At 58.3% G+C, this 22,864-nt stretch carries 19 protein-coding genes; 6 read left to right on the forward strand and 13 right to left on the reverse strand.

Going from position 1 to position 22,864, the window contains the following annotated elements; all coding sequences use genetic code 11:
* Positions 1 to 351 precede the first annotated feature (351 nt).
* Positions 352 to 1,911, forward strand: a complete 1,560-nt coding sequence (locus tag D4100_RS04365) for a PTS transporter subunit EIIC (RefSeq protein WP_006316768.1) — start codon at positions 352 to 354, stop codon at positions 1,909 to 1,911.
* 24 nt (positions 1,912 to 1,935) lie between these two features.
* The gene (locus D4100_RS04370) at positions 1,936 to 3,321 is read left to right on the forward strand and encodes a family 4 glycosyl hydrolase (RefSeq protein ID WP_119803244.1); all 1,386 of its coding nucleotides are present in this window, start codon (positions 1,936 to 1,938) and stop codon (positions 3,319 to 3,321) included.
* An 18-nt stretch (positions 3,322 to 3,339) separates the two neighbouring features.
* Here D4100_RS04370 and D4100_RS04375 read toward each other — a convergent pair whose 3' ends face one another.
* The 7 genes from D4100_RS04375 to D4100_RS04405 all read right to left on the reverse strand — a co-directional run bounded on the left by D4100_RS04375 (position 3,340) and on the right by D4100_RS04405 (position 9,863).
* Positions 3,340 to 4,053, reverse strand: coding sequence for a MurR/RpiR family transcriptional regulator (locus D4100_RS04375; protein ID WP_119803246.1), 714 nt, complete (start codon positions 4,051 to 4,053; stop codon positions 3,340 to 3,342).
* 83 nt (positions 4,054 to 4,136) lie between these two features.
* Positions 4,137 to 4,973, reverse strand: a complete 837-nt coding sequence (cobB, locus tag D4100_RS04380) for a Sir2 family NAD+-dependent deacetylase (protein ID WP_119803248.1) — start codon at positions 4,971 to 4,973, stop codon at positions 4,137 to 4,139.
* Between the two features lie 11 nt (positions 4,974 to 4,984).
* On the reverse strand, positions 4,985 to 5,902 hold the full coding sequence (nagK, locus tag D4100_RS04385) for an N-acetylglucosamine kinase (protein WP_006316764.1): 918 nt from the start codon (positions 5,900 to 5,902) through the stop codon (positions 4,985 to 4,987).
* A gap of 55 nt (positions 5,903 to 5,957) precedes the next feature.
* Positions 5,958 to 7,205 carry a lipoprotein-releasing ABC transporter permease subunit LolE gene (gene lolE, locus D4100_RS04390; RefSeq protein WP_006316763.1) on the reverse strand — a complete coding sequence of 416 codons (1,248 nt, stop codon included), beginning with the start codon at positions 7,203 to 7,205 and terminating at the stop codon, positions 5,958 to 5,960.
* Positions 7,205 to 7,909 carry a lipoprotein-releasing ABC transporter ATP-binding protein LolD gene (gene lolD / locus D4100_RS04395; protein WP_006316762.1) on the reverse strand — a complete coding sequence of 235 codons (705 nt, stop codon included), beginning with the start codon at positions 7,907 to 7,909 and terminating at the stop codon, positions 7,205 to 7,207. Before lolD ends, lolE begins: the two co-directional genes overlap by 1 nt.
* On the reverse strand, positions 7,902 to 9,104 hold the full coding sequence (lolC, locus tag D4100_RS04400; protein ID WP_119803250.1) for a lipoprotein-releasing ABC transporter permease subunit LolC: 1,203 nt from the start codon (positions 9,102 to 9,104) through the stop codon (positions 7,902 to 7,904). Before lolC ends, lolD begins: the two co-directional genes overlap by 8 nt.
* A gap of 117 nt (positions 9,105 to 9,221) precedes the next feature.
* On the reverse strand, positions 9,222 to 9,863 hold the full coding sequence (locus D4100_RS04405; RefSeq protein WP_119803252.1) for a helix-turn-helix transcriptional regulator: 642 nt from the start codon (positions 9,861 to 9,863) through the stop codon (positions 9,222 to 9,224).
* A gap of 86 nt (positions 9,864 to 9,949) precedes the next feature.
* On the opposite strand from D4100_RS04405, the gene D4100_RS04410 reads away from it, so the two are divergent.
* The 4 genes from D4100_RS04410 to dauA all read left to right on the forward strand — a co-directional run bounded on the left by D4100_RS04410 (position 9,950) and on the right by dauA (position 17,165).
* Positions 9,950 to 10,933, forward strand: coding sequence for a threo-3-hydroxy-L-aspartate ammonia-lyase (locus D4100_RS04410; protein ID WP_119803254.1), 984 nt, complete (start codon positions 9,950 to 9,952; stop codon positions 10,931 to 10,933).
* Between the two features lie 229 nt (positions 10,934 to 11,162).
* On the forward strand, positions 11,163 to 14,642 hold the full coding sequence (gene mfd / locus D4100_RS04415) for a transcription-repair coupling factor (RefSeq protein ID WP_119803256.1): 3,480 nt from the start codon (positions 11,163 to 11,165) through the stop codon (positions 14,640 to 14,642).
* Positions 14,643 to 14,759: 117 nt separating this feature from the next.
* Positions 14,760 to 15,245: a heme-degrading domain-containing protein gene (locus tag D4100_RS04420; protein ID WP_006316757.1), complete on the forward strand. Its 486-nt coding sequence runs from the start codon at positions 14,760 to 14,762 to the stop codon at positions 15,243 to 15,245.
* A 231-nt stretch (positions 15,246 to 15,476) separates the two neighbouring features.
* On the forward strand, positions 15,477 to 17,165 hold the full coding sequence (gene dauA / locus D4100_RS04425; RefSeq protein ID WP_119803258.1) for a C4-dicarboxylic acid transporter DauA: 1,689 nt from the start codon (positions 15,477 to 15,479) through the stop codon (positions 17,163 to 17,165).
* A 48-nt stretch (positions 17,166 to 17,213) separates the two neighbouring features.
* Here dauA and kdsA read toward each other — a convergent pair whose 3' ends face one another.
* The 6 genes from kdsA to hemA form a co-directional block, all read right to left on the reverse strand.
* Positions 17,214 to 18,068, reverse strand: a complete 855-nt coding sequence (kdsA, locus tag D4100_RS04430; protein ID WP_006316755.1) for a 3-deoxy-8-phosphooctulonate synthase — start codon at positions 18,066 to 18,068, stop codon at positions 17,214 to 17,216.
* Between the two features lie 75 nt (positions 18,069 to 18,143).
* Positions 18,144 to 18,953 carry an invasion regulator SirB1 gene (gene sirB1, locus D4100_RS04435; RefSeq protein WP_119803260.1) on the reverse strand — a complete coding sequence of 270 codons (810 nt, stop codon included), beginning with the start codon at positions 18,951 to 18,953 and terminating at the stop codon, positions 18,144 to 18,146.
* On the reverse strand, positions 18,950 to 19,348 hold the full coding sequence (locus D4100_RS04440; protein ID WP_006316753.1) for a SirB2 family protein: 399 nt from the start codon (positions 19,346 to 19,348) through the stop codon (positions 18,950 to 18,952). The genes sirB1 and D4100_RS04440 overlap by 4 nt, the downstream gene beginning before the upstream one ends.
* 47 nt (positions 19,349 to 19,395) lie before the next feature.
* The gene (prmC, locus tag D4100_RS04445; protein ID WP_119803262.1) at positions 19,396 to 20,229 is read right to left on the reverse strand and encodes a peptide chain release factor N(5)-glutamine methyltransferase; all 834 of its coding nucleotides are present in this window, start codon (positions 20,227 to 20,229) and stop codon (positions 19,396 to 19,398) included.
* Positions 20,229 to 21,314: a peptide chain release factor 1 gene (gene prfA, locus D4100_RS04450; RefSeq protein WP_006316751.1), complete on the reverse strand. Its 1,086-nt coding sequence runs from the start codon at positions 21,312 to 21,314 to the stop codon at positions 20,229 to 20,231. The genes prmC and prfA overlap by 1 nt, the downstream gene beginning before the upstream one ends.
* A 31-nt stretch (positions 21,315 to 21,345) precedes the next feature.
* The gene (hemA, locus tag D4100_RS04455; RefSeq protein WP_006316750.1) at positions 21,346 to 22,608 is read right to left on the reverse strand and encodes a glutamyl-tRNA reductase; all 1,263 of its coding nucleotides are present in this window, start codon (positions 22,606 to 22,608) and stop codon (positions 21,346 to 21,348) included.
* Positions 22,609 to 22,864: the final 256 nt, after the last annotated feature.

The following is a 22,864-nucleotide window of genomic DNA, read 5'->3' on the forward strand; positions in this document are numbered from 1 at the left end:
CCTCAGAATATCGCGTTTCATTATGCGGAACCGATCCGGATCAAATATTGAGACAGGTCATTTTTAACCAGAATTAACGGAAATCATTAATTCCCGCGATGTTTGCCATCTCGACAGCCGTCTCCAGCCTGGCAGCCGCTCACTCCCTGATGTGATCCACTTCACGCCTGGTACCTGTTGTCAGCCGCTGACCACAGGTGCCTTTTTCGGGCAACCGATTGCAACGCCTAATCATTCCACCTATAACTAATTCAAGGCAGAGATTGCCGCATTCTTATCCTTTTATTTTCGCCACACCAGGGAATTTTATCAGCAACGTCGTTATCCACTAAAATATAAAAAGGAACTGCCATGAAAGGTATTATTGATAATATCTTAAGCAAGCTGCAGACTTTCTCGAAAGCCATGATGGGGCCGATATTTTTTCTGCCGGTAATTGGCTTGATTCTGGCATTAAGTTCTATTCTTACCAACGCCACGCTGGTGAATGAAAACTCCGGCGTATTTCATATTGGCAAAATGATCGGGGATACCTTTTGGCCGTTGTTTGGCAACCTCGGGCTCATTTTTTGTATTGGCATCACCTACGGTCTGGCAAAGGATAAAAAAAGCGAAGCGGCGCTGGTCGCCGTGATGTGCTTTATTATGTTCCTCGGTGCCAACTCCTCCTATTTGCAATTGAGCGGCCACGTCGCGCAGAAAATTAACGGGCAATATTACGGTACCGGGCAAACCGAGCTGCTGGGCTTTACCGTGGTGGATATGGGCATTTTCCTCGGCCTGATCCTCGGCATCACCATCGCCTGGGTGCACAACAAACTCTGCAACCTGGAGCTGAACGGCGTGTTCTCGGTCTACGGCGGTTCCAAACTGGTGCTGATCGCCATGACGCCGGTGATTATGCTGTACGCCGTCGGCTTCAGCTACCTGTGGCCGGCCATTTCGCACGGTCTGATCACCCTGACCGGCTTTATGAAAAGCTCCGGCTCGCTCGGCGTGTTTGTCTACGGTTTCTTCGAGAAGTTCCTGATCCCCACCGGGCTGCACCACTTTATCTGGTCACCGTTTCAGCTCACCAGCATCGGGGGGTCGATAGTCCAGGACGGCCATACGGTGTCCGGCTCACAGGCGATTTTCCTCGCCTATATGCGCGACCCCGGCATCTCTCCGCTGATGAACGAAGCGCTGCGCTTTTCGCAACAGGGCATGGTGACCATCTTCGGCCTGTCCGGCGCAGCGCTGGCTTTCTACCGCACCGCCCGGCCAGAGAAGAAAATGCTGGCCAAGGCCATCCTGATCCCGGCCATCACCACCTCTATTCTGGTGGGCATTACCGAACCGATAGAGTTCACCTTCCTGTTTATTTCACCGCTGCTGTGGGTGATCCACGCGGTGCTGACCGCGCTGTCGCAGGTGGCGTGCAATCTGTTCGAGGTTCGCCCCTGGGGCGCCAGCGGTCTAATCGAGTTCCTGGTGTATAACCTGCCGCTGCCGGTCGCCCTCACGCGCTGGCCACTGTATGTGGTGATTGGTCTGGTGCAGTTCGCCGTGTATTACCTGGTGTTCAAAACCCTGGTGCTGAAACTCAACTTAAAAACCCCGGGGCGTGAGGATGACGATGAGGTCAAACTTTATTCCAAACAGGACTACCAAAATAGCAAAAACCTGCCGAACGAATTAAGCGGCATTATTATTCGCGCCCTCGGCGGCAAGAGCAATATTGTTTCCGTCGATAACTGCTTCACCCGGCTGCGGGTGGAATTAAAAGATATGCAGCTTATTGACGAGCCCGCATTAAAAAGCACCGGCGCCAAAGGCGTGGTGAAAAATCGAAATGAAGTCCAGGTGATCTATGGCGTCACCGTCGGCAAGGTAAAGAATCAGGTCGAAAAATATTTAGCGGCCTTATAACGTTTATTCCTAGGGAGACTCGTCATGAAATTAACCGTTCTGGGCGGCGGCGGCGTACGTTCGCCGTTCCTGGCCAAATCCATCGCCTATAACGCGCACCGCATCGGCGTGACCGAAGTGGTGTTTATGGATACCGACCGGCAAAAACTCGCCGTTTACGGCGCTATCGCACAAGGGGTGTTCGAGCGCATCCGCAGCGACATCGCCTTCAGCCTGAGCAGCGATGCCCGCCAGGCACTGAGCGGCGCCGATTACATCATCACCACCCTGCGCATCGGCGGCGAGGAAGGCCGTATTCATGACGAACGCATCGCGCTCAACCATCAGGTGTTGGGGCAGGAAACCACCGGCGCCGGCGGTTTCGCCATGGCGATGCGTTCCATTCCGGCCATCATCGATTACTGTCGTTTGATCGAACAGGTGGCGTCGCCGGACGCGGTGCTGTTCAACTTCACCAACCCTTCCGGCATGGTGACCGAGGCGATCATCAAATCCGGCTTCAGGCGCAAGGTGTACGGCATTTGCGACGCACCCAGCGAGTTTATCCGTGAACTGGCGGAGCTGCTGGGTTGCCGCGAGGCCGAGTTGAGCGTCGACTGTTTCGGGCTGAACCACCTGTCGTGGTTTCGCAACGTGCGGGTCAACGGCCAGGAGGTGACGGAGCAATTGCTGGCCGACCCGCGCCTGTACCGCGATACCTGCATGAAATACTTCTCGCCGGAGCTGGTGGCGCTGTCCGACAACCTGATGCTCAACGAGTACCTGTATTATTACTACTACCGCGAACAGGCGATCGCCGCCATCGTCGGTGCCGGGGAAACCCGTGGCGAACAGATTGCGCAGATTAACCGGCAAATGCTGGCGGACCTTGCCGAACTGGATATCCCCCACCAATTGGATCAGGCCTTCAGCGTGTATTTCAGCCACTATCTGACGCGTGAAAATTCTTATATGCAGCGCGAATCGAGCCAGGGCAAGGTGAAGGAGCGTGAAATGCTGACGCTGCAACAATTTATCGAACAACCAGACAGCGGCGGTTACGCCGGGGTGGCGATAGACATTCTGGAAGCGGTGAATAACGGCCAGCAAAAACGCGTGGTGGTGTCGATGCAAAACAATGACACGCTCGATTTCCTGCACCCTGAGGACGTGATCGAAATCAGTTGCGAATTGAGCAACACGGGCATTCACCCGGTGAAAATGCGCGATATCCCCGATACCCAGAAGAACCTGATCGCGCAGGTCAAAGAGTACGAGCGCCTGGCGGTCGCGGCCATCCTGGAGGGCAACCGCCAGAAGGCCATCAAGGCGCTGATGGTGCACCCGCTGGTGAACTCCTATTCGCTGGCGAAAACCCTGGTCGAGGAATATCTGCAGGCCCATCACCAATATGCCGAGCACTGGGGTTAAACGACGCGGCGCATGCCCTCAGGGGATGCGCCGTTCAAACCAGGCCTTGACCAGATTCTCAAACCCCAACAGGCAATGGCCGAAAAACGGATTGGGGTAGTAAATATCGTGGTCGTACTTCTGCCGGTCCTCATAAAGAAAGGTCATGTCCGCCTGCCGCGCCAGCGGGCTGTCGCCGTCGCCGCAAAACGCCGCCAGCCGGATATTGTTGCGTTTTACCGCCTCACTCCAGCTCAACGCCGAATTGCTGTTGCCTGACTTTGAAATCACAATCACCATATCAAAGCGGAAACGCATCTTCTGATCGAGGATCTCGAAATCCGGCCACAGCGACAGATAACTGTCGATCCCCAGCGTCATGAATTTGTTGTACATATACTGCGCCACCAGTTGCGAGAAGCCGCTGCCGTGGATCAGGATCTTGCCGCTGTCGAGCATATCGAGAAACTGTGCCTGCTGCTTTTCATCGGCCGGGGTGGTCTGTTGCGGTTCCCCCTGTAACGCCGGTGCCATCACCAGGTTGAACTTGATGAAATACACCAGTTCCAGATAGCCGCGAAAGCCCAGTTTCTTTGCCAGCCGCACCAGCGTCGAGGGTGAGCTGTGGCAGCGGACGGAAACCGCCCGGATGCCGTCGTCGATGCATGCATCCGGGTTGTCGAAAATAGCGTTGAGAATGGTGAGATCCGTTTTGCTCAGATCCGCCTGGCTGAATACCTGTTTGAAATTCACCGCGCCCCCTGCCCATTCAGTAAAAATAACGACCGGTCGGCAGGCTCGACCAGAGCGCAACCTGCTGCGCTCTGAACCGCAGGTTAAGGCCGATCGGCCCGTTCGACTTTCCCTACCAGGAATTTGTGCACAAAGCGCGGCACCACTTCACTGGCCTGGCCATAGTGTTTCTCATCGAACTGGCTTTCCACCTGGCTGGGTTCCAGATTCAGCTCCATGGTATGCGCCCCGCCCAACCGGGCCTCGTGCACGAAACCGGCCGCCGGGTAAACATGGCCCGAGGTGCCGATGGCGACAAAGAAGTCGGCCTTGGCCAGCGCCTGATAAATTTCGTCCATACCCAGCGGCATTTCGCCGAACCACACCACGTGCGGGCGCAACGGCGCCGGGAACTGGCAGCAATGGCAACGATCGTCCACGCTGAGATCTCCCGGCCAGTCAAACACCTGCCCGGAGCTGGTGCAGCGCGCTTTCAGCAATTCACCGTGCATATGCAGCACCCGCTTGCTGCCGGCGCGCTCATGCAGGTTATCGATATTTTGCGTCACCAGCAGGAAGTTATCCCCCAGCCAGGCTTCCAAATCCGCCAGCGCGCGGTGCGCGGCATTAGGCGCGATTTCCGGCGTTTGCAGTTGTTGGCGGCGCGCATTGTAGAACGCCTGCACCAGTTGCGGATCGCGCTGGTAACCTTCCGGCGTAGCGACATCCTCCACCTGGTGTTCTTCCCACAGCCCGTCCGCAGCGCGGAAGGTGCGGATGCCCGATTCAGCTGAAATCCCGGCCCCGGTCAACACCACCACAAACGGCTTTTTCAGCTCGGCCGCCGCCATGGTGTCGCGATGGAAAATACGTGAACGAAAGCGCTGATGCAGCACATGCTTGCTCTTACGAAACTGACACAACCGATGGCGAGTGTGCATTAACTCTCTCCTTACCTTTCCCTATTTTCCAAATTGAGGAACGCCGCCCCGCGCACGCCGCCGGCATCGCCGTAGCGTGCTTTCTCGATCCGCGGCAGCTTGGCCACACGCAACAAGTGCGCCGGCAATCGCTGTGGCAACGCCTGGTAGATCGCTTCAAAATTCGACAACCCGCCACCGATCACCACCAGGTGCGGATCGATGATGGTCAGCAGATTCCCCAGGCATATTGCCAGGACGTCCATAAAACGCTCAACGTGAGCCACTGCCTGCGGCTCGCCTGCCTGATAATGCGCAATGATCTGCTGCGCAGGCAAGTGCTGCTGATAAAAGTGAGCGTACATCCACTCAAAACCGCGGCCCGATATGTAATTTTCGATGCAACCCTGATGACCGCAACCGCAGGCAACGCGAGGTATATCACGCCCCAGCACCTCGAGCGCATCCACCGGCAGCCGGAAGTGACCAAATTCGCCGGCGATGTAATTGCGACCGGACACCACTTTGCCCTCCACAATCAGCCCACCACCCACTCCGGTGCCCAGAATAATGCCCAGCACGGTAGGATAACGGCGGAACTCTTCGTCCCAGGCTTCCGACAGCGCAAAACAGTTGGCGTCGTTGTCGACGCGCACGTCGCGGCCAATCAGCTCAGCCAAATCGCGCGGCAGCGGTTGCCCCATCGCCGCCGGTACGTTGGAAGTGAACAACGTACCGTCATCATTGGGCAACCCCGGAATGCCGATACCCACTTTGCCCCGCAGGCCGCAAAACTCATCCGCCTCAAGAGTCAGGTCACGCAGCGTGGTCAGCAATTGCCGGTAGTCGTCACGCGGCGTCGGCACCCGTTTCTGCCAGATGCGATTCAGATCCGCATCAAATACGCCCAGCTCAATCTTGGTGCCGCCCATATCGAAACCGTAGTACATAACCCACCCTCAGGCTAAAAAAAGGGGGCGGCGTTTCCGCCACCCCTGATTTTCATTATTGTCCGCTCAACACTCGCGCCGGATCGATACGGCTGGCACGCCTGGCCGGATACCAACTGGCCAACAGGCTGAGCACCAATGCGGTCGCCAATACAATCACCACGTCCAGCCAGTGCAGTTCGGAAGGCAGGAAGTCGATGAAGTAGATATCTCCCGACAGGAACGAGTGCCCCATCAGTTTTTCCAATCCTTTGATGATGTTGGTCAGTTGCAGCGAGGCGATCACCCCGACCACCACGCCGCTGACGCTACCCACCAGCCCGGCCAGCAGGCCGTACCAGATGAATATGGCGCGGATAAAACCGTCTTTGGCGCCCAGAGTGCGCAGCACGGCGATATCGCCGCTCTTGTCCTTCACCGCCATCACCAGCGTGGAGACAATATTGAAACAGGCTACGCCAATCACCAGCACCATCGCCAGATACATGATGGCGCGGATCATCTGGATATCGCGATACATGTAGCCGTAGGTGCCGATCCAGCTCTTGATGTAGACGTAGGAATTAGTGACTTCGCCCGCGTCGCGCACCAGTTTGTTGGCGGCAAACACGTCATTGACCTTAATCGCGATACCGGTCACGCTGTCGCCCATATCCAGATACTGCTGGGCATCGGCCAGCGGCACCATCGCCAGGCTGTGGTCCAATTGGCCGCTCAGTTGCAGAATGCCGGTGACATGCAGACGAATGCGTTTCGGTTGCAACAGCTTCATTTGCGGATCGCTGTTGGGGATCATTACCGTGACGTAAGAGCCCTGCTTCACGCCCAGCGCATCGGCCACGCCCTTGCCGAGGATCACCTGCTGTTCACCGCTTTTGAAATTGGCCCAGGCATCGCCCTGCACGTATTTCGGCAGTGCGCTGAGCTGGCTTTCCTGCTGCGGGTTGACCCCTTTGACGCCAACCGCACGCAGCTGCGCGCCGTTTTCCATCAGGCCGGTAAAGTTGATATAGGGAGCGGCGGCCAGGATGCCCGGCACCTTTTCCACCCGCTGCAAGATTGACGACCAGTCTTTGAACGGCTGTTTCACCGGCTCAATCTCACCGTGCGGCACCACCGCCAAAATACGGTTTTTCAGCTCGCGCTCAAAGCCGTTCATCGCGCTCAGCCCGACGATCAACACCGCCACGCCCAGCGCAATGCCAATGGTGGAGATCACCGAAATCAGCGACACCATGCCGCCGCGCTTGCGGCCCCGGCTAAAACGCAGCGCCGTCAAAAAGGAAAGTGACGCACCCGCCATTACTCGGCTCCCATCAGGGTCAGTTGAGCCTGCAGGTGACCGTCGGCCATTTCCAGCTGGCGGCTGAGACGTTTGGCCAGTTGCAGATCATGGGTCACCACCAGGAAGGCGGTGCCCTGACGCACGTTCAGTTCACCGAGCAGATCGAAGATGCTGTCGGCGGTGCGCTTGTCGAGGTTACCTGTCGGTTCGTCCGCCAGCACCAGCGAAGGATTGTTCACCAACGCACGCGCGATCGCCACGCGTTGACGCTCGCCGCCGGACAGCTCCGAAGGCCGGTGTTTGCTGCGTTTTTCCAGCCCGACCGCCGTCAGCATTTCCAGCGCCTTTTCCTGCGCCTGGGCCGGTTTCATGCCGCCGATCAACAGCGGCATGGCGGCGTTTTCCAACGCGGTGAAGTCCGGCAACAGGTGGTGGAACTGATAAATAAAGCCCAACTGGCGGTTGCGCAGTTCAGCCTTGGCCGCCGACGACAAGGTGTTCAGCGACTGGCCTTTGTAGATCACTTCGCCGGAAGTCGGCGAATCCAACCCGCCCAGCAGGTGCAACAAGGTGCTTTTACCGGAACCCGAGCTGCCGACAATCGCCATCATCTCGCCCGGCTGCATGGCAAAGCTGACATTACGCAGTACGTCGGTATGCAGGTTGCCTTCCTGATAGGTCTTGCACAGGTTTTCGCACTGCAGCAAAAGATGGTTACTCATAACGTAAAGCCTCAGCGGGTTGTACGGCGGCAGCGCGCCATGAAGGGTAAAGCGTGGACAACAGGGATACCGCCATCGCCGCTACGGCGATAATCGTCACCTGCAGCGGATCGACCGCCACCGGCAGCGATGCGCCGTCAATCAATGCGCCGAGGATCGGCATCAGGTTATTCAGGTTGGTGGCCAACAGCACGCCCAGCAGCGTGCCGAGCAGCGAACCGATAATGCCGGCGCTGGCGCCCTGCACCATAAACACCGACATGATCTGCCGGCGGGTCAGGCCCTGGGTTTGCAGAATGGCGACTTCGCCCTGCTTCTCCATCACCAGCAGGCCGAGCGAAGTAATGATGTTAAACGCCGCCACCGCCACGATCAGGCTGAGCAACAGCCCCATCATGTTTTTCTCCATGCGTACCGCCTGGAACAGCTCGCCCTTGCGTTCACGCCAGTCTTTCCATTGCGTCCCCTGCGGCAGTTTCTGCTGGCTGAGGGTATCGACCGTCAGCGGTTGTTGCAGGTACAGGCGCCAGCCGGTGATGTTGCCGGCCGGGTAGCGCATCAGGCGTGAAGCGTCTTGTTGATTGACCAGCATCTGGGTGCCGTCCACCTCACTGTTGGCGTGGAAGGTGCCAACAATGGTAAACAGGCGCTGGCTGGGAATACGGCCCATCGGCGTGAACTGGCTGGCGCTCGGCACCATCACCCGCAGCTGGTCGCCGCGTTTGACGCCCAGTTGCCCGGCAAGTTGCTCGCCGATGATGATATTGTACTGGCCCGGTTGCAGCTGTTGCTGTTTAATGTTCACCAGATACTGAGTCAGCGGATCGGCTTCGTCCGGGTTCACCCCGAGCATCACGCCGACCGCCACGCTGCGGGCGCTTTGCAGCACCACGTCGCCGGTAGTCAGCGGCGCAACGCGGCTGACGCCCTGCAACCCCTGCGCCATCGAGGCCGGGATCTGCTGGGGATTGATCGACCCTTGCGGGCTGGTGATCAACGCCTGCGGCATCAGGCCGAGGATGTTGTTTTCCAGATCTTTTTCAAAACCGTTCATCACCGACAAAACGGTGACCAACGCCATGACCCCCAGCGTAATGCCGATGGTGGACAGCCAGGAGACAAACCGCCCAAAGCGGTCTGAGGCTCGCCCGCGCATGTAGCGCAGGCCAATGAATAACGCGACAGGTTGATACATGAAATCCGTTTTGTTGCCGTAGCTTAAGCAAAGTGATCAAGGATAATAAAGGCTATACCTCGTTTAGGGAACCACCCAGACGCCTTTTATTCCGTCGATCACGCTTGCGGCAGCACGTCACCCGGCATCTCGTTTTAACAGGTTATAAACCGACACCCGTGAAATGCCCAGAGCCTCTGCCGCCATGGTGGCTGCGCCGCGCAGTTGCAGATAGCCCTGCTGCTTCAATAACTGGATCACTTGAAAACGCTGCTCTGAAGAAAGCGCACGCGGCTGGGTGGCGTGCGATGCGGCAAAGTTGTTGATCACGGCGGCGATATCCGACAGCGAACGGGCCCCCGCCGCCGCCGGTTGCGGCGCACTTTGCACTACCGCAGTCAGTTGTTGCAGGATGGCGTTGACACTGTTGAAAATTGAGACGTCCAGATTGAGGCAGATGGCCGCCACATAAACGCCTTCACTGTTGCGCAGCCCGATCGAGGTGCTCTTGGCCGGGCGCCCGTCCGGAAAGGCATTGGCGTAATTTTGTACCACGTCCGGAAAGTCCGGCGAAGCAATGCGCTCCAGCCCCATTTCACTGGCGGCGTCACCAATGCTGCGGTTCGACAGATTATTGGCGATGGCGACGATAGCATGGTCCGGCTGTGTCAGATCGTGCAATACCACTTCGCAACTGGGGGCAAACATCATGCCCAGCGCCTGGACAATTTTTTCCGCTTCGCGCAGCAATAGCGCATTTTCCTGCCTGAGATCGCCCATTAACTTAACCATTTGACAAAACATTTACAAAGAGTAAATTAAAAAATCCGAACAATCAATCTCCCCTTCATCCACGCGAGGTCGCCATGAGTTCAACGCCCCACTGTATCACCGCCGCCGATATCTCCGCCGCCGCAGAAATTCTGGCCGGACATGCCCTCCGCACGCCGGTCATGACCTCGCATCAGGCCGACCACCTCACCGGCGCAAAACTGTTCTTCAAATGCGAGAACTTCCAGCGCGTCGGTGCCTTTAAGTTCCGCGGGGCGTACAACGCGATCGCGCAATTGAGCGAAGCGCAGCGCAAGGCCGGAGTGATTGCCTTTTCCTCCGGTAACCACGCGCAGGCAATGGCGCTGGCGGCACGGGAGCTGGGCGTCAACGTCACCATAGTCATGCCGAACGACGCGCCGGAAACCAAGCTGGCGGCGACACGCGGCTACGGTGCCAACGTGGTGATTTACCAACGCCACAGCGAGAACCGCGAAGAGATAACCCAGCGGCTGGCCGCAGAGCAAGGTCTGTCGATAGTCCCCCCCTATGATTACCCACAGGTGATGGCCGGCCAGGGCACCGCCACCAAAGAGCTGATAGAAGAAGTCGGCCCGCTGGACGTGTTATTGGTGTCTACCGGCGGCGGCGGCCTGCTTTCCGGCAGTGCGATAGCGGCCCACCACTGGTCGCCGGGTTGCCGGGTGTACGGCGTGGAGCCGCAGGCAGGCAACGACGTGCAGCAGGCTTTTCGCAGCGGGCAGCCGGTGCGCATTCCGGTGCCGAAAACCATCGCCGATGGCGCGCAAACCCAGCAGGTGGGCACACTCACCTTCCCGATCATCCAGCAGTACGTAGAGGATATCCTGACGGTCACCGACGCGCAGCTGTGCCGGCAAATGCGCTTCTTTATGGAGCGGATGAAAATGGTGGTCGAACCAACCGGGTGCCTGGCCGCAGCGGCGGCGATGAATTCGCTGCTGGATTTGCGCGGTAAAAAAGTCGGGGTGATTGTCAGCGGCGGCAACGTCGATGTGGATAAAATCGCGCAATACCTCGCTATGGGCGCGCAAGAATAATACCTTCAGTGGGTTAACGCTCCCCCTGAAGCCCCGTTAGCCCAAACTCGATAGGGGGCGCGGCATGCTGCACCCGTATTAGTCATAAACGACGCAGCATCCTGAAAGACGACGGATATGGCGCTTTTACCTATGTCAGTTTGCTGGCCAGTGGGCTAGTATTACCGGGTAAAGGCGCTTTGTTATTTGTGCCAGGGCGAAATTTAACACATTGATTAAAGATACCTTAATGAGCACCTCCGATAACCGTAACCGTTCTGCATCGTCATCCTCCCGTTATTCCCTGCCCGATCGCGCGGGCGATTTGCGCCAGTTGGGGCAGCTAACCGGCGCGGCCTGCGCCGTGGAGTGCGCCGAGATCGTCGAACGTCATAACGGGCCGGTGATGCTGATCGCCCCGGACATGCAGAACGCCCTGCGGCTGCGTGACGAAATCCAGCAGTTTACCGATCAAATGGTGACCACGCTGTCCGACTGGGAAACCCTGCCCTACGACAGCTTCTCGCCGCACCAGGAGATTATCTCCGCCCGTCTGTCGAGCCTGTACCACCTGCCGACCATGGTGCGCGGCGTCATCATTCTGCCGGTCAATACCCTGATGCAGCGCGTCTGCCCGCACGAGTTCCTGCATGGCCACGCGCTGGTGATGAAAAAAGGCCAGCGTCTGTCGCGCGAAAAACTGCGCGCCCAACTGGAACAAGCGGGCTACCGCAGCGTCGATCAGGTGATGGAGCACGGCGAGTTCGCCACCCGCGGCGCGCTGCTCGATTTATACCCGATGGGCAGCGAGGAACCTTACCGCATCGATTTCTTCGACGACGAAATCGACAGCCTGCGCATCTTCGACGTCGACACCCAGCGCACGCTGAGCGAAGTCGAGGCCATCAACCTGCTGCCGGCCCATGAATTCCCGACCGACAAAACCGCCATCGAGCTGTTCCGCAGCCAGTGGCGCGAGCAGTTTGAGGTGCGCCGCGACGCCGAACATATCTACCAGCAGGTGAGCAAAGGCACCTGGCCGGCCGGCATCGAATACTGGCAACCGCTGTTCTTCAGCCAGCCGCTGCCGTCGCTGTTCAGCTACCTGCCGGCCAACACGCTGATCGTCAACACCGGCAACCTTGAGAGCGCCGCCGAGCGCTTCTGGCTGGACGTCAACCAGCGTTACGAAAGCCGCCGCGTCGATCCGATGCGCCCGCTGCTGGCGCCGGACAGCCTGTGGTTGCGGGTTGACGCGCTGTTTGGCGAATTGAAAGCCTGGCCGCGCATGGCACTCAAAACCGAAGCGCTGCCGGCCAAAGCCGGCAACACCAATCTGGACTATCGCGCGCTGCCGGACCTGGCGGTGCAAGCCCAAAATAAAGCGCCGTTGGACCAACTGCGCCACTTTATAGAAAGCTTTGACGGCAGCGTGATTTTCTCGGTCGAGAGCGAGGGCCGCCGCGAAACGCTGCAAGACCTGCTCGGCCGCATCAAACTCGGCACGTCATTGATTCAACATCTCGATCAGGCGGATCCGGCCGGCCGCTACATGATGGTCGGCGCCTCCGAGCGCGGTTTCCTCGACGGCATGCGCAACCGGGCGCTGATCTGCGAAAGCGATCTGCTCGGCGAACGCGTCAGCCGCCGCCGACAGGACAATCGCCGCACCATCAATACCGATACCCTGATCCGCAACCTGGCGGAGCTGCACCCCGGCCAGCCGGTGGTGCATCTGGAGCACGGCGTCGGGCGTTACGTTGGCCTGACGACGCTGGAAGCCGGCGGCATCAAGGCCGAATACCTGATCCTGTCCTACTCCGGTGAAGACAAACTCTATGTGCCGGTCTCTTCGCTGCACCTGATCAGCCGCTATGCCGGCGGCGCAGATGAAAACGCACCGCTGCACAAGTTGGGCGGTGACGCCTGGACGCGCGCACGGCAGAAAGCCGCAGAACGGGTGCGGGACGTGGCGGCCGAGCTGCTGGATATTTACGCCCAGCGCGCCGCCAAATCCGGCTTCGCCTTCAAACACAACCGCGAACAGTATCAGCTGTTCTGCCAGAGCTTCCCGTTCGAAACCACCCCGGACCAGGAACAGGCAATCAACGCCGTGCTGAGCGACATGTGCCAGCCGCTGGCGATGGACAGACTGGTGTGCGGCGACGTCGGCTTCGGCAAAACCGAAGTGGCGATGCGCGCGGCCTTCCTGGCGGTGGAAAACGGCAAGCAGGTGGCGGTACTGGTGCCCACTACGCTGTTGGCGCAGCAGCACTTCGACAACTTCCGCGATCGCTTCGCTACCTGGCCGATTCGCATCGAGATGATGTCGCGTTTCCGCAGCGCCAAAGAGCAGCAACAGATCATGGACGACGCCGTCGACGGCAAAGTGGACATTATTATCGGCACCCACAAACTGTTGCAGAGCGATCTGCGCTGGAAAGATCTGGGGCTGCTGATCGTCGACGAAGAACACCGCTTTGGCGTGCGCCACAAAGAACGCATCAAGGCGATGCGCGCCGACGTGGATATCCTGACGCTAACCGCCACGCCGATCCCGCGTACGCTGAATATGGCGATGAGCGGCATGCGCGACCTGTCGATTATCGCGACCCCGCCGGCCCGTCGTCTGGCGGTGAAAACTTTCGTGCGCGAGTACGACAGCCTGGTCGTTCGCGAGGCGATCCTGCGTGAAGTGCTGCGCGGCGGCCAGGTTTACTACCTGTACAACGACGTGGAGAACATCGAAAAGGCTGCGGAGAAACTGGCTGAGCTGGTGCCGGAAGCGCGTATCGCCATCGGTCACGGCCAGATGCGCGAGCGCGATCTGGAGCGGGTGATGAACGATTTCCACCACCAGCGGTTTAACGTGCTGGTCTGTACCACCATTATCGAAACCGGCATCGATATTCCCAGCGCCAATACCATTATCATCGAGCGCGCCGATCGCTTCGGGCTGGCGCAGCTGCATCAGTTGCGCGGCCGCGTAGGCCGTTCGCACCATCAGGCCTACGCCTATCTGCTGACGCCGAATCCGAAGGCCATGAGCACCGACGCGCACAAACGGCTGGAAGCCATCGCTTCGCTCGAAGATCTCGGCGCAGGCTTTGCGCTGGCCACCCATGACCTGGAAATCCGCGGCGCGGGCGAGCTGCTGGGTGAAGACCAAAGCGGCCAGATGACCACCGTCGGCTTCTCGCTGTACATGGAACTGCTGGAGAGCGCGGTCGACGCGCTGAAAAACGGGCGCGAGCCGTCGCTGGAAGATCTCACCAGCAACCAAACCGAAGTGGAGCTGCGCATGCCGGCCCTGCTGCCAGACGATTTTATTCCGGACGTGAACACCCGCCTGTCGTTCTATAAACGCATCGCCAGCGCGAAAAACGACGGTGAACTGGAAGAGCTGAAAGTGGAACTGATTGACCGCTTCGGCCTGCTGCCGGATCCGGCGCGCAACCTGTTGCAAAGCGCGGCGTTGCGCCAACATGCGCAGAAACTGGGGATTAAGCGCATTGAGGGGAACGAGCGTGGCGGGTTTATCGAGTTTGGCGAGAAGAATCGGGTCGATCCGGGTTATCTGATCGGTTTGCTGCAAAGCAATCCGCAAATTTATCGCCTGGATGGGCCGACCAAGCTGAAGTTTATGCTGGACCTGACCGATCGCCAGAAACGCCTGAAGTTCACCGAGGAGCTATTGGCCGCGTTCCGCGAGCATACATTGGCGATCTGACTGTCGGCCGGCAGTAGCTATGTTGCCCGGCTGCGGTTCTAAGTTATCGCCAAGCTGTCTATCCCGTTTTTTCGGTTCGGGATACTCTGTCCCGAGCCAAGATTAATGGAGGTAGCCATGAATATTGATGATGAGTTGCGTGCGCTCAGCGAACAGGAAGCCACGCTGACCTTTAGCCATTTTGACCCGGCAACCGCCTGGGAGCTGGGCACGGCGCTGAAGACCGCCGCAGAGCAACGGCGTCTGAGTATCGCCATCGAAATCCAGCTGGCCGGGCAGACGCTGTTCTATTACGCCATGCCCGGTACCACGCCGGACATCGCCGACTGGGTGCGGCGCAAACGCAACGTGGTGAATCACTTTCACAAAAGTTCTTACGCTATCGGCCTGCGCTTGCAACAGCGGCAGGCAACGCTGGAGGAGCGTTATGGCCTTAGCGTGCGTGACTATTCGGTGCACGGCGGCGCTTTTCCCATCAATCTGGCAGGCATAGGTTGCATCGGCACCCTGAGCATCTCCGGTTCGCCGCAGTTGGAGGACCATAATCTGCTGGTCGGCACGCTGGCGCATTTTCTCGGTTTATCCCTGCCTTCGGTGCATTAAGCGCTAAAAGTCTCCTTATCTTTTCCCTGCCGGTCGCCTTATCCGCGGCCGGCCTGCCTTTTCCGCTTCACCCTCCCAATCAAAATAGCCTAACTCCTATTTTCTGCGTCCGTTTGATGTATATCTAGGAATCGCCGCCGCAACAGGCGTATGGTATTTATCAGCTATTCGAGACGGACCTTACCTGGCCCGCCATTCCGTTCTCTTTTATAGACTTGGTCCGTACCTTAGATGAAAACGCATGAAATTACCGGCATCCGGCCGTTCAGCGCGCTGATTGACGCATGCTGGCGAGAACCCTATTCCCTGCAACGCCTGCTTAAAGACGCAATCGCCGGCGTCACCGTCGGCATTATCGCCATCCCGTTGGCGATGGCACTGGCGATCGCCAGCGGCGTGCCCCCTCAGTACGGGCTTTACACCTCGGCGGTCGCCGGGATCGTCATCGCCATCGCCGGCGGTTCACGCTACAGCGTCTCCGGCCCCACCGCCGCCTTTGTGGTGATCCTCTACCCGGTATCGCAGCAGTTCGGCCTTTCCGGGCTGCTGATCGCTACCCTGCTTTCCGGCGTGTTTCTGGTGATTATGGGGCTGGCCCGCTTCGGCCGGCTGATTGAATATATTCCCCTGTCGGTCACGCTGGGCTTTACCTCCGGGATCGCCATCACCATCGCCACCCTGCAAGTGAAGGATTTCTTCGGCCTGCAACTGGCGACAATGCCGGAAAATTATGTCGGCAAGGTTTACGCCCTGTTGCAGGCGCTGCCGACGCTGGATATCGGCGACACGCTGATCGGCGCGGTCACGCTGCTGATACTGGTGTTCTGGCCGAAGCTCGGCCTGCGGGTGCCCGGACATCTGCCTGCGTTACTGGCGGGGATGGCGGTCATGGGTATTCTGGCGCTGTTTGATCATCAGGTGGCGACCATCGGCTCCCGCTTCAGTTACCTGCTGGCCGATGGTAGCCGTGGGCACGGCATCCCGCCGATCTTGCCGCAACTGATGCTGCCCTGGGATTTGCCGGCCGCCGGCGGCAAACCGATGCCGCTGAGCTGGCAGACCCTCTCCGCCCTGCTGCCGGCGGCGTTTTCCATGGCGATGCTGGGCGCGATTGAATCGCTGCTGTGCGCGGTGGTGCTGGACGGCATGACCGGCAAAAAACACAACTCCAACACCGAACTTATCGGCCAGGGCGCGGGTAACCTCATTGCGCCGTTTTTTGGCGGCATTACCGCCACCGCAGCCATCGCTCGTTCGGCGGCCAACGTGCGCGCAGGTGCTACCTCGCCGGTAGCGGCGATTATCCATGCGTTGCTGGTGCTGCTGGCGTTGCTGGTACTGGCGCCCTGGCTGTCCTGGCTACCGCTGTCGGCGATGGCGGCGCTGTTGCTGATGGTGGCCTGGAACATGAGCGAAGCGCACAAGGTCATTTATCTGCTGCGCAGGGCACCAAAGGACGACATCCTGGTGATGTTGCTATGCCTGTCGCTGACGGTGCTGTTCGATATGGTGATCGCCATTACCGTGGGCATAGTGCTGGCCTCGCTGCTGTTTATGCGACGTATTGCGCGCATGACCCGGCTGAGCGAATTGAGTGCCGAAAACGGCCGCCTGGTGCTGAGAGTGAATGGCCCGCTGTTCTTCGCCGCCGCCGAACGCATCTTTAATGAATTGCTGGCACGCAGTGAAAACTATAACGTGATTGTGCTGCAATGGGACGCGGTGCCGGTGCTGGACGCAGGTGGTTTAACCGCCCTGCAGCGTTTTATCGAGGCCCTGCCCGCAGGCAAGCAGTTGGCGATCACCGATATTCCGTTCCAGCCGTTGAAAACGCTGGCGCGGGCGCGGGTACAGCCGATCGAGGGAAAACTGCATTTCTACTCGACGTTGCCGGAAGCGCTGGCGGCGCTGGGCGAGTAAAAACGCAAAAGCCCGACGAATCGGGCTTTTCTGGACGAGGAAACCGGCTTAGTTGCTGGTGTCCAGCTCCGGGAAGCTCTTCACCAGATCGTCGATGGCTTTCATCTGCGCCAGGAACGGCTCCAGCTTGTCCAGCGGCAGCGCGGATGGGCCGTCGCACTTGGCACTGTTCGGCTCCGGGTGCGCTTCGATGAACAGACCGGCCAGACCCACCGCCATGCCGGCGCGAGCCAGCTCGGCAACCTGCGCACGACGACCGCCGGAAGCGGCGCCGAACGGGTCGCGGGTCTGCAGGGCGTGAGTAACGTCGAAGATCACCGGGTGGCCGCCGGTCACGTTCTTCATTACGTTGATGCCGAGCATGTCGACCACCAGGTTATCGTAGCCAAAGTTGCTGCCGCGATCGCACAGGATCACCTGATCGTTGCCGCCTTCCTTGAACTTGTCGACGATATTGCCCATTTGGCCCGGGCTGACGAACTGTGGTTTCTTGACGTTGATTACCGCGCCGGTTTTCGCCATCGCTTCAACCAGATCGGTCTGACGCGCCAGGAAGGCCGGCAGTTGGATCACATCAACCACTTCGGACACCGGCTGCGCCTGCGACGCTTCGTGCACGTCGGTGATGATTTTCACGCCGAAGGTTTTTTTGATTTCTTCGAAGATTCTCATCCCCTCTTCCAGACCCGGACCACGGTACGAATGAATGGAAGAACGGTTGGCTTTATCAAAAGAGGCTTTGAAAACGTAAGGAATGCCCAGTTTTTGCGTCACGGTGACGTAGTGCTCGCAGATGCTCATCGCCAGATCGCGCGATTCCAGCACGTTCATACCGCCAAACAGCACAAACGGCAGATCGTTCGCTACGTTGATGTCGCCAATGCTAACTACTTTCTGTTTCATGCTTTCGCCTTTGTTGATGTTATACCCGTCGCTTTCCAGGCCGCAGCTTGAAATGCACAGGGTATTTTAAATGAATTAATGCAGCGTAACCTGTTTAGGTTCAATCGAGTGGATCTGTACTTTGATCACTTCGCTGATGGGATCTTCAGGACACTGTTCGACAAAATAGTTGAGATCGGAAATAGCGATATGGTTACATTCCAGCTGGGCGTAAATCAGCCCGCGGTCGCGGATCTCGTAAGGATCTTCCGGATCGAAGCACAGCACCGTTTCGCTGGCACGCAGGGCCATTTCCATCTGTTTTTCTTCCATCAAGGCGGCTTTCAGCGTATCCAGCATTTTACGCACCACCATGATGTTTTCCGATTCATCGAGATCGTCGTCTTCCAGTTCGGCGCCCAGACCCAGGTTGCCCTTGATCCACACTTCCAACTGATGTTCGTTCAGCGTTTCGCCATTTAGCGGGTTGATCAGCCACATTTCTTCATCCAGCCAGTCCGCGCGCAGGATCAGTTGAGTGGGGAAAATCACCGGCAACAGCGGTAAATCGAGATGATGGGCGATATGCAGGAAAATGGTGCCGAGCGAGACTGGCGTACCCTGGCGCCCTTCCAGCACCTTGTCGAGCCAGATAGCGTCGGACAGCCGATACACGCCACCGGCGCCGCCAAAACCCCAGGTTTTGAAGAACAGTTCAATGAGTGCATCCAGTTGCTGCTCCTGGTTGAGATCCTGCGGCATGGCCGCACGCGCATCGTCGACCAGCTGTTGCAGCTTGCGTTCGACTTCGGCGACGGGAAAATCACGCCGCACCGACTGCGATACCAGGATTACGCCCTCGCTCAGCAGCGAGGTGTTAAATTCAAAATCAGCAATGCTACTCATAAGTATCCCATCAGAAAGGGTAATTTCGTCGTGGCAAGTTTAATTATCAGGTACAGACAGCCCAGTGCCAGCACAAACGCCAAGGTGCGCAGGTTCTGGCTTTTGGTCTTCTTGCCCAATGCGACGTAACCAAGCAGGATATAGATAATAACGCCAAACAGCTTCTCGGTCAGCCACGAGTCCATGCCCAGCAGCGGATAAAGCCTGAACATCACCACCAGTGCAATACCGCTGGCGAACAACACCGTATCATTAACGTGCGGCGCTATCTTCACCCAGCGCTTGTTCAGCATGGCCGAATTGCGCCACTTCCAAAAGAAACGCAATACAAACAAGGCAATACTGAGGGCGACCGTCAACAAATGCAGATTTTTTAACGCCGTGTAGACTGCCATATCGCTTCCTTTTATTCGCTGTGTGCTTAGTTATTGTTGGTTTTCGGTTACTGCGGCCATTGGCCAAACGTCACGCGATCGTTATCGCCGTAATCACGACGGGTAGCGACCGAAATAAAACCTGCGGCCTGCAGCAGCGCGCGTACGCTTTCCCCCTGCTGCCAGCCATGTTCAAGCAACAGCCAACCCTGGGGCTGCAGATAATGCGGTGCCTGCTGCACGATGGCGGCCAAATCCGCCAGCCCATGCCCTGGCGCCACCAGCGCGCTGCTCGGCTCGAAACGCACGTCACCCTGCGCCAGATGCGGGTCAGCGGCGTCGATATAGGGTGGGTTACTGGCGATCAGGGCGAAAGTTTGACCGGCCAGCGGTTCGAACCAACTGCCCTGCAAGAACTGCGCGTTACCGATCGCCAGCTTTTGCGCGTTATGCTGCGCCAGCGCCACCGCTTCCGGCTGCAAATCGACGCCGGTCACTGCGCAATCCGGGCGTTCGCTGGCCAGCGCCAACGCAATGGCACCGGTGCCGGTGCCCAGATCGAGGATAGCGCAGGGAGAAGGCGGCAAGCGTTCCAGCGCCAGTTCCACCAGGCATTCGGTGTCAGGGCGCGGGATCAGGGTTGCAGGTGATACCGACAACGGCAGCGACCAAAACTCGCGCTCGCCGATCAAATAAGCCACAGGTTCGCCACGTTCACGGCGCGCCAGCAGCCTTTCCAACTGCTCTTGTTCCTGCGGCGTCAACAGGGTTTCGCCAAACGCCATCAGGAAGGTCCTGGCTCTGCCGGTCACGAAGCCCAGCAGGATCTCGGCATCACGTCGGGCGCTTTCGCTCTGCGTCAGCCGCGCACTTGCCGCCTTCAGCCAGAATTGATAATCCATTACTCAAGCTCTGCGGACAGCGCTGCGAGCTGATCGGCCTGGTATTCCTGCACTATCGGCTGAATCAGCATGTCCAGCTTGCCTTCCATCACCTCATCCAGACGGTAAATCGTCAGGTTGATGCGGTGATCGGTCACCCTTCCCTGCGGGAAGTTGTAGGTGCGGTTGCGATCGGAACGATCGCCGCTGCCCAACAGGTTGCGGCGGGTTGACGCCTCTTCCTGCTGGCGCTTGGCCATTTCGGCGGCGCGGATGCGCGCGCCCAGCACCGACATCGCCTTGGCTTTATTCTTGTGCTGCGAACGCTCGTCCTGGCACTCCACCACGATGCCGGTCGGCAAGTGGGTGATACGGATCGCCGAGTCGGTGGTGTTGACGTGCTGGCCGCCGGCACCGGAGGAGCGGAAGGTGTCGATTTTCAAATCGCCCGCATTGATCTCCGGCAATTCGGCCTCCGGCACTTCCGGCATCACCGCCACGGTGCAGGCGGAGGTATGAATACGCCCCTGCGACTCGGTTTCGGGTACGCGCTGCACGCGGTGGCCGCCGGATTCAAATTTCAGTTGGCCGTAGACGCCGTCGCCGGAGACCTTGGCAATCACTTCTTTATAACCGCCGTGTTCGCCTTCGTTGGCACTCATGATCTCGACGCGCCAGCGGCGCGTTTCGGCATAGCGGCTGTACATGCGGAACAGATCGCCGGCGAAGATCGCCGCTTCGTCACCGCCGGTACCGGCGCGCACTTCCAGGAAGATACCGCGTTCGTCATCCGGATCTTTCGGCAGCAGCAACAGTTGCAGCTGCTGTTCAAGTTCTTCTGTCGCCGCCTTGGCCTGTTTCATCTCTTCCTGCGCCATCTCGCGCATTTCCGGATCGTCCAGCATCATTTCTGCGGTAGCCAAATCCTCTTGCACTTGGCGCCATTCCAGGAAACAACGGCTGACGTCGGTCAGTTGCGAATATTCGCGCGACAGGGCGCGGAACCGATCCTGCTCGGCAATAACGCCGGCATCGCCGAGCAGCGCCTGCACTTCTTCATGGCGCTCTTGTAACGCTTCCAGTTTGGCAACAATAGAAGGCTTCATGCGTGGTATTAAACCCTGTTAAAAGAGAAAACTAATGCTGATCCAGCCCGAGGCTGTCGCGTAATAACTGCAACCGCTCCACGTCGCCATCGCCGGCGGCCTGCTGGAGGGATTTGGTAGGGGCATGAATAAGGCGGTTGGTCAGCCGGTGGGCCAGTTCGTGGATAACCTGTTCCACGTCAGCGCCTTGCGCGATGGCGGCCAGCGCTTTGGCTTCCATTTCGGCACGGATCTGGTCGGCTTGCGAGCGGTAGTCGCGGATGGTTTCCACTGCGCCCTGCGAGCGCAACCAGGCCATAAAGTTGGTGCTTTCCTGCTGAACGATCGATTCCGCCTGCACCGCCGCGGCTTTGCGCTGCGCCAGGTTGTTTTGAATGATGGCCTGCAGATCGTCCACGCTGTACAAATAGGCATTCGCCAGCTTACCCACTTCCGGCTCGATATCGCGTGGCACGGCGATATCCACCAGCAGCATCGGCTGGTTGCGGCGCGCTTTCAGCGCACGCTCCACCATCCCTTTACCGATGATCGGCAGCGGGCTGGCGGTAGAACTGATGATGATGTCGGCGTCCGCCAGACGTTCGTCGATTTCCGGCAAGGTGATCACTTCCGCGCCGACTTCGTCTGCCAGCAACTGAGCGCGTTCGCGGGTTCGGTTGGCGATAATCATATGCCGCACTTTATGCTCGCGCAGGTGACGCGCCACCAGTTCAATGGTTTCACCGGCGCCGACCAGCAGTACGTTCAGATCGGCCAGCGACTCGAAGATTTGGCGCGCCAGGGTACAGGCGGCGAAGGCCACGGAGACTGCGCTGGCGCCGATTTCAGTTTCGGTGCGCACGCGTTTGGCGACGGAGAAGGATTTTTGGAACAGGCGTTCAAGCTCGCCGGAGAGCGACTGGCCGCGCTGCGACTCGGCGAAAGCTTTTTTCACCTGCCCGAGGATTTGCGGCTCGCCCAGCACCAGCGAATCCAACCCGCTGGCCACGCGCATCAGGTGGCTGACGGCGTCGTTGCCGTGGTGCCAGTACAGGCTTTTATTCACTTCTTCCGGGCGCAGGTGATGATATTCACACAGCCAGGCTACCAGCTGTTCGTGAAGATGTTCCTGTTGCTCCACGCTGAGATAAAGCTCGGTGCGGTTACAAGTAGACAACACCACACCGCCCTGCACCAACGGTTGTTGGAGCAAGCTGGTCAGCGCCTGATCGATAGACTCTGGGGAGAAGGTCACCCTTTCACGCAGAGAAACCGGAGCGGTTTTGTGATTTATACCTAACGCCAGCAGGGTCATTGCTTCGAGTAATACTTCTGTTGGTACGGGTTCTCGTTGAACGGCATTCTACTTGATGCGCGAGATCAATAAAAGTAACAACCGCATCTTACGTTCAATCACTGATATAGCCGAAACCAATCAATGAATAATAATAAATTCAAAAAGTTAAATTATATCCAGATCAATAAGCACACTAAATTTTAGTTTGAAACGCGACGATCCGCACAGTATTCATCAATAAGTTATCCTGATTGAACGCTTATGGTCGCCCAAA

It is taken from the genome of Serratia inhibens, from assembly GCF_003591175.1.
GTDB lineage: Bacteria > Pseudomonadota > Gammaproteobacteria > Enterobacterales > Enterobacteriaceae > Serratia > Serratia inhibens.

Excerpts from the sequence above, each read along its gene's own strand:
- dauA (WP_119803258.1), top strand. The coding sequence starts at position 15,477 with ATGAAAACGCATGAAATTACCGGCATCCGGCCGTTCAGCGCGCTGATT.
- kdsA (WP_006316755.1), bottom strand. The coding sequence starts at position 18,068 with ATGAAACAGAAAGTAGTTAGCATTGGCGACATCAACGTAGCGAACGAT.
- D4100_RS04410 (WP_119803254.1), top strand. The coding sequence starts at position 9,950 with ATGAGTTCAACGCCCCACTGTATCACCGCCGCCGATATCTCCGCCGCC.
- D4100_RS04440 (WP_006316753.1), bottom strand. The coding sequence starts at position 19,348 with ATGGCAGTCTACACGGCGTTAAAAAATCTGCATTTGTTGACGGTCGCC.
- prmC (WP_119803262.1), bottom strand. The coding sequence starts at position 20,229 with ATGGATTATCAATTCTGGCTGAAGGCGGCAAGTGCGCGGCTGACGCAG.
- D4100_RS04365 (WP_006316768.1), top strand. The coding sequence starts at position 352 with ATGAAAGGTATTATTGATAATATCTTAAGCAAGCTGCAGACTTTCTCG.
- nagK (WP_006316764.1), bottom strand. The coding sequence starts at position 5,902 with ATGTACTACGGTTTCGATATGGGCGGCACCAAGATTGAGCTGGGCGTA.
- mfd (WP_119803256.1), top strand. The coding sequence starts at position 11,163 with ATGAGCACCTCCGATAACCGTAACCGTTCTGCATCGTCATCCTCCCGT.
- cobB (WP_119803248.1), bottom strand. The coding sequence starts at position 4,973 with ATGCACACTCGCCATCGGTTGTGTCAGTTTCGTAAGAGCAAGCATGTG.
- lolE (WP_006316763.1), bottom strand. The coding sequence starts at position 7,205 with ATGGCGGGTGCGTCACTTTCCTTTTTGACGGCGCTGCGTTTTAGCCGG.
- D4100_RS04420 (WP_006316757.1), top strand. The coding sequence starts at position 14,760 with ATGAATATTGATGATGAGTTGCGTGCGCTCAGCGAACAGGAAGCCACG.
- lolC (WP_119803250.1), bottom strand. The coding sequence starts at position 9,104 with ATGTATCAACCTGTCGCGTTATTCATTGGCCTGCGCTACATGCGCGGG.
- D4100_RS04370 (WP_119803244.1), top strand. The coding sequence starts at position 1,936 with ATGAAATTAACCGTTCTGGGCGGCGGCGGCGTACGTTCGCCGTTCCTG.
- lolD (WP_006316762.1), bottom strand. The coding sequence starts at position 7,909 with ATGAGTAACCATCTTTTGCTGCAGTGCGAAAACCTGTGCAAGACCTAT.
- prfA (WP_006316751.1), bottom strand. The coding sequence starts at position 21,314 with ATGAAGCCTTCTATTGTTGCCAAACTGGAAGCGTTACAAGAGCGCCAT.
- sirB1 (WP_119803260.1), bottom strand. The coding sequence starts at position 18,953 with ATGAGTAGCATTGCTGATTTTGAATTTAACACCTCGCTGCTGAGCGAG.
- D4100_RS04405 (WP_119803252.1), bottom strand. The coding sequence starts at position 9,863 with ATGGGCGATCTCAGGCAGGAAAATGCGCTATTGCTGCGCGAAGCGGAA.
- hemA (WP_006316750.1), bottom strand. The coding sequence starts at position 22,608 with ATGACCCTGCTGGCGTTAGGTATAAATCACAAAACCGCTCCGGTTTCT.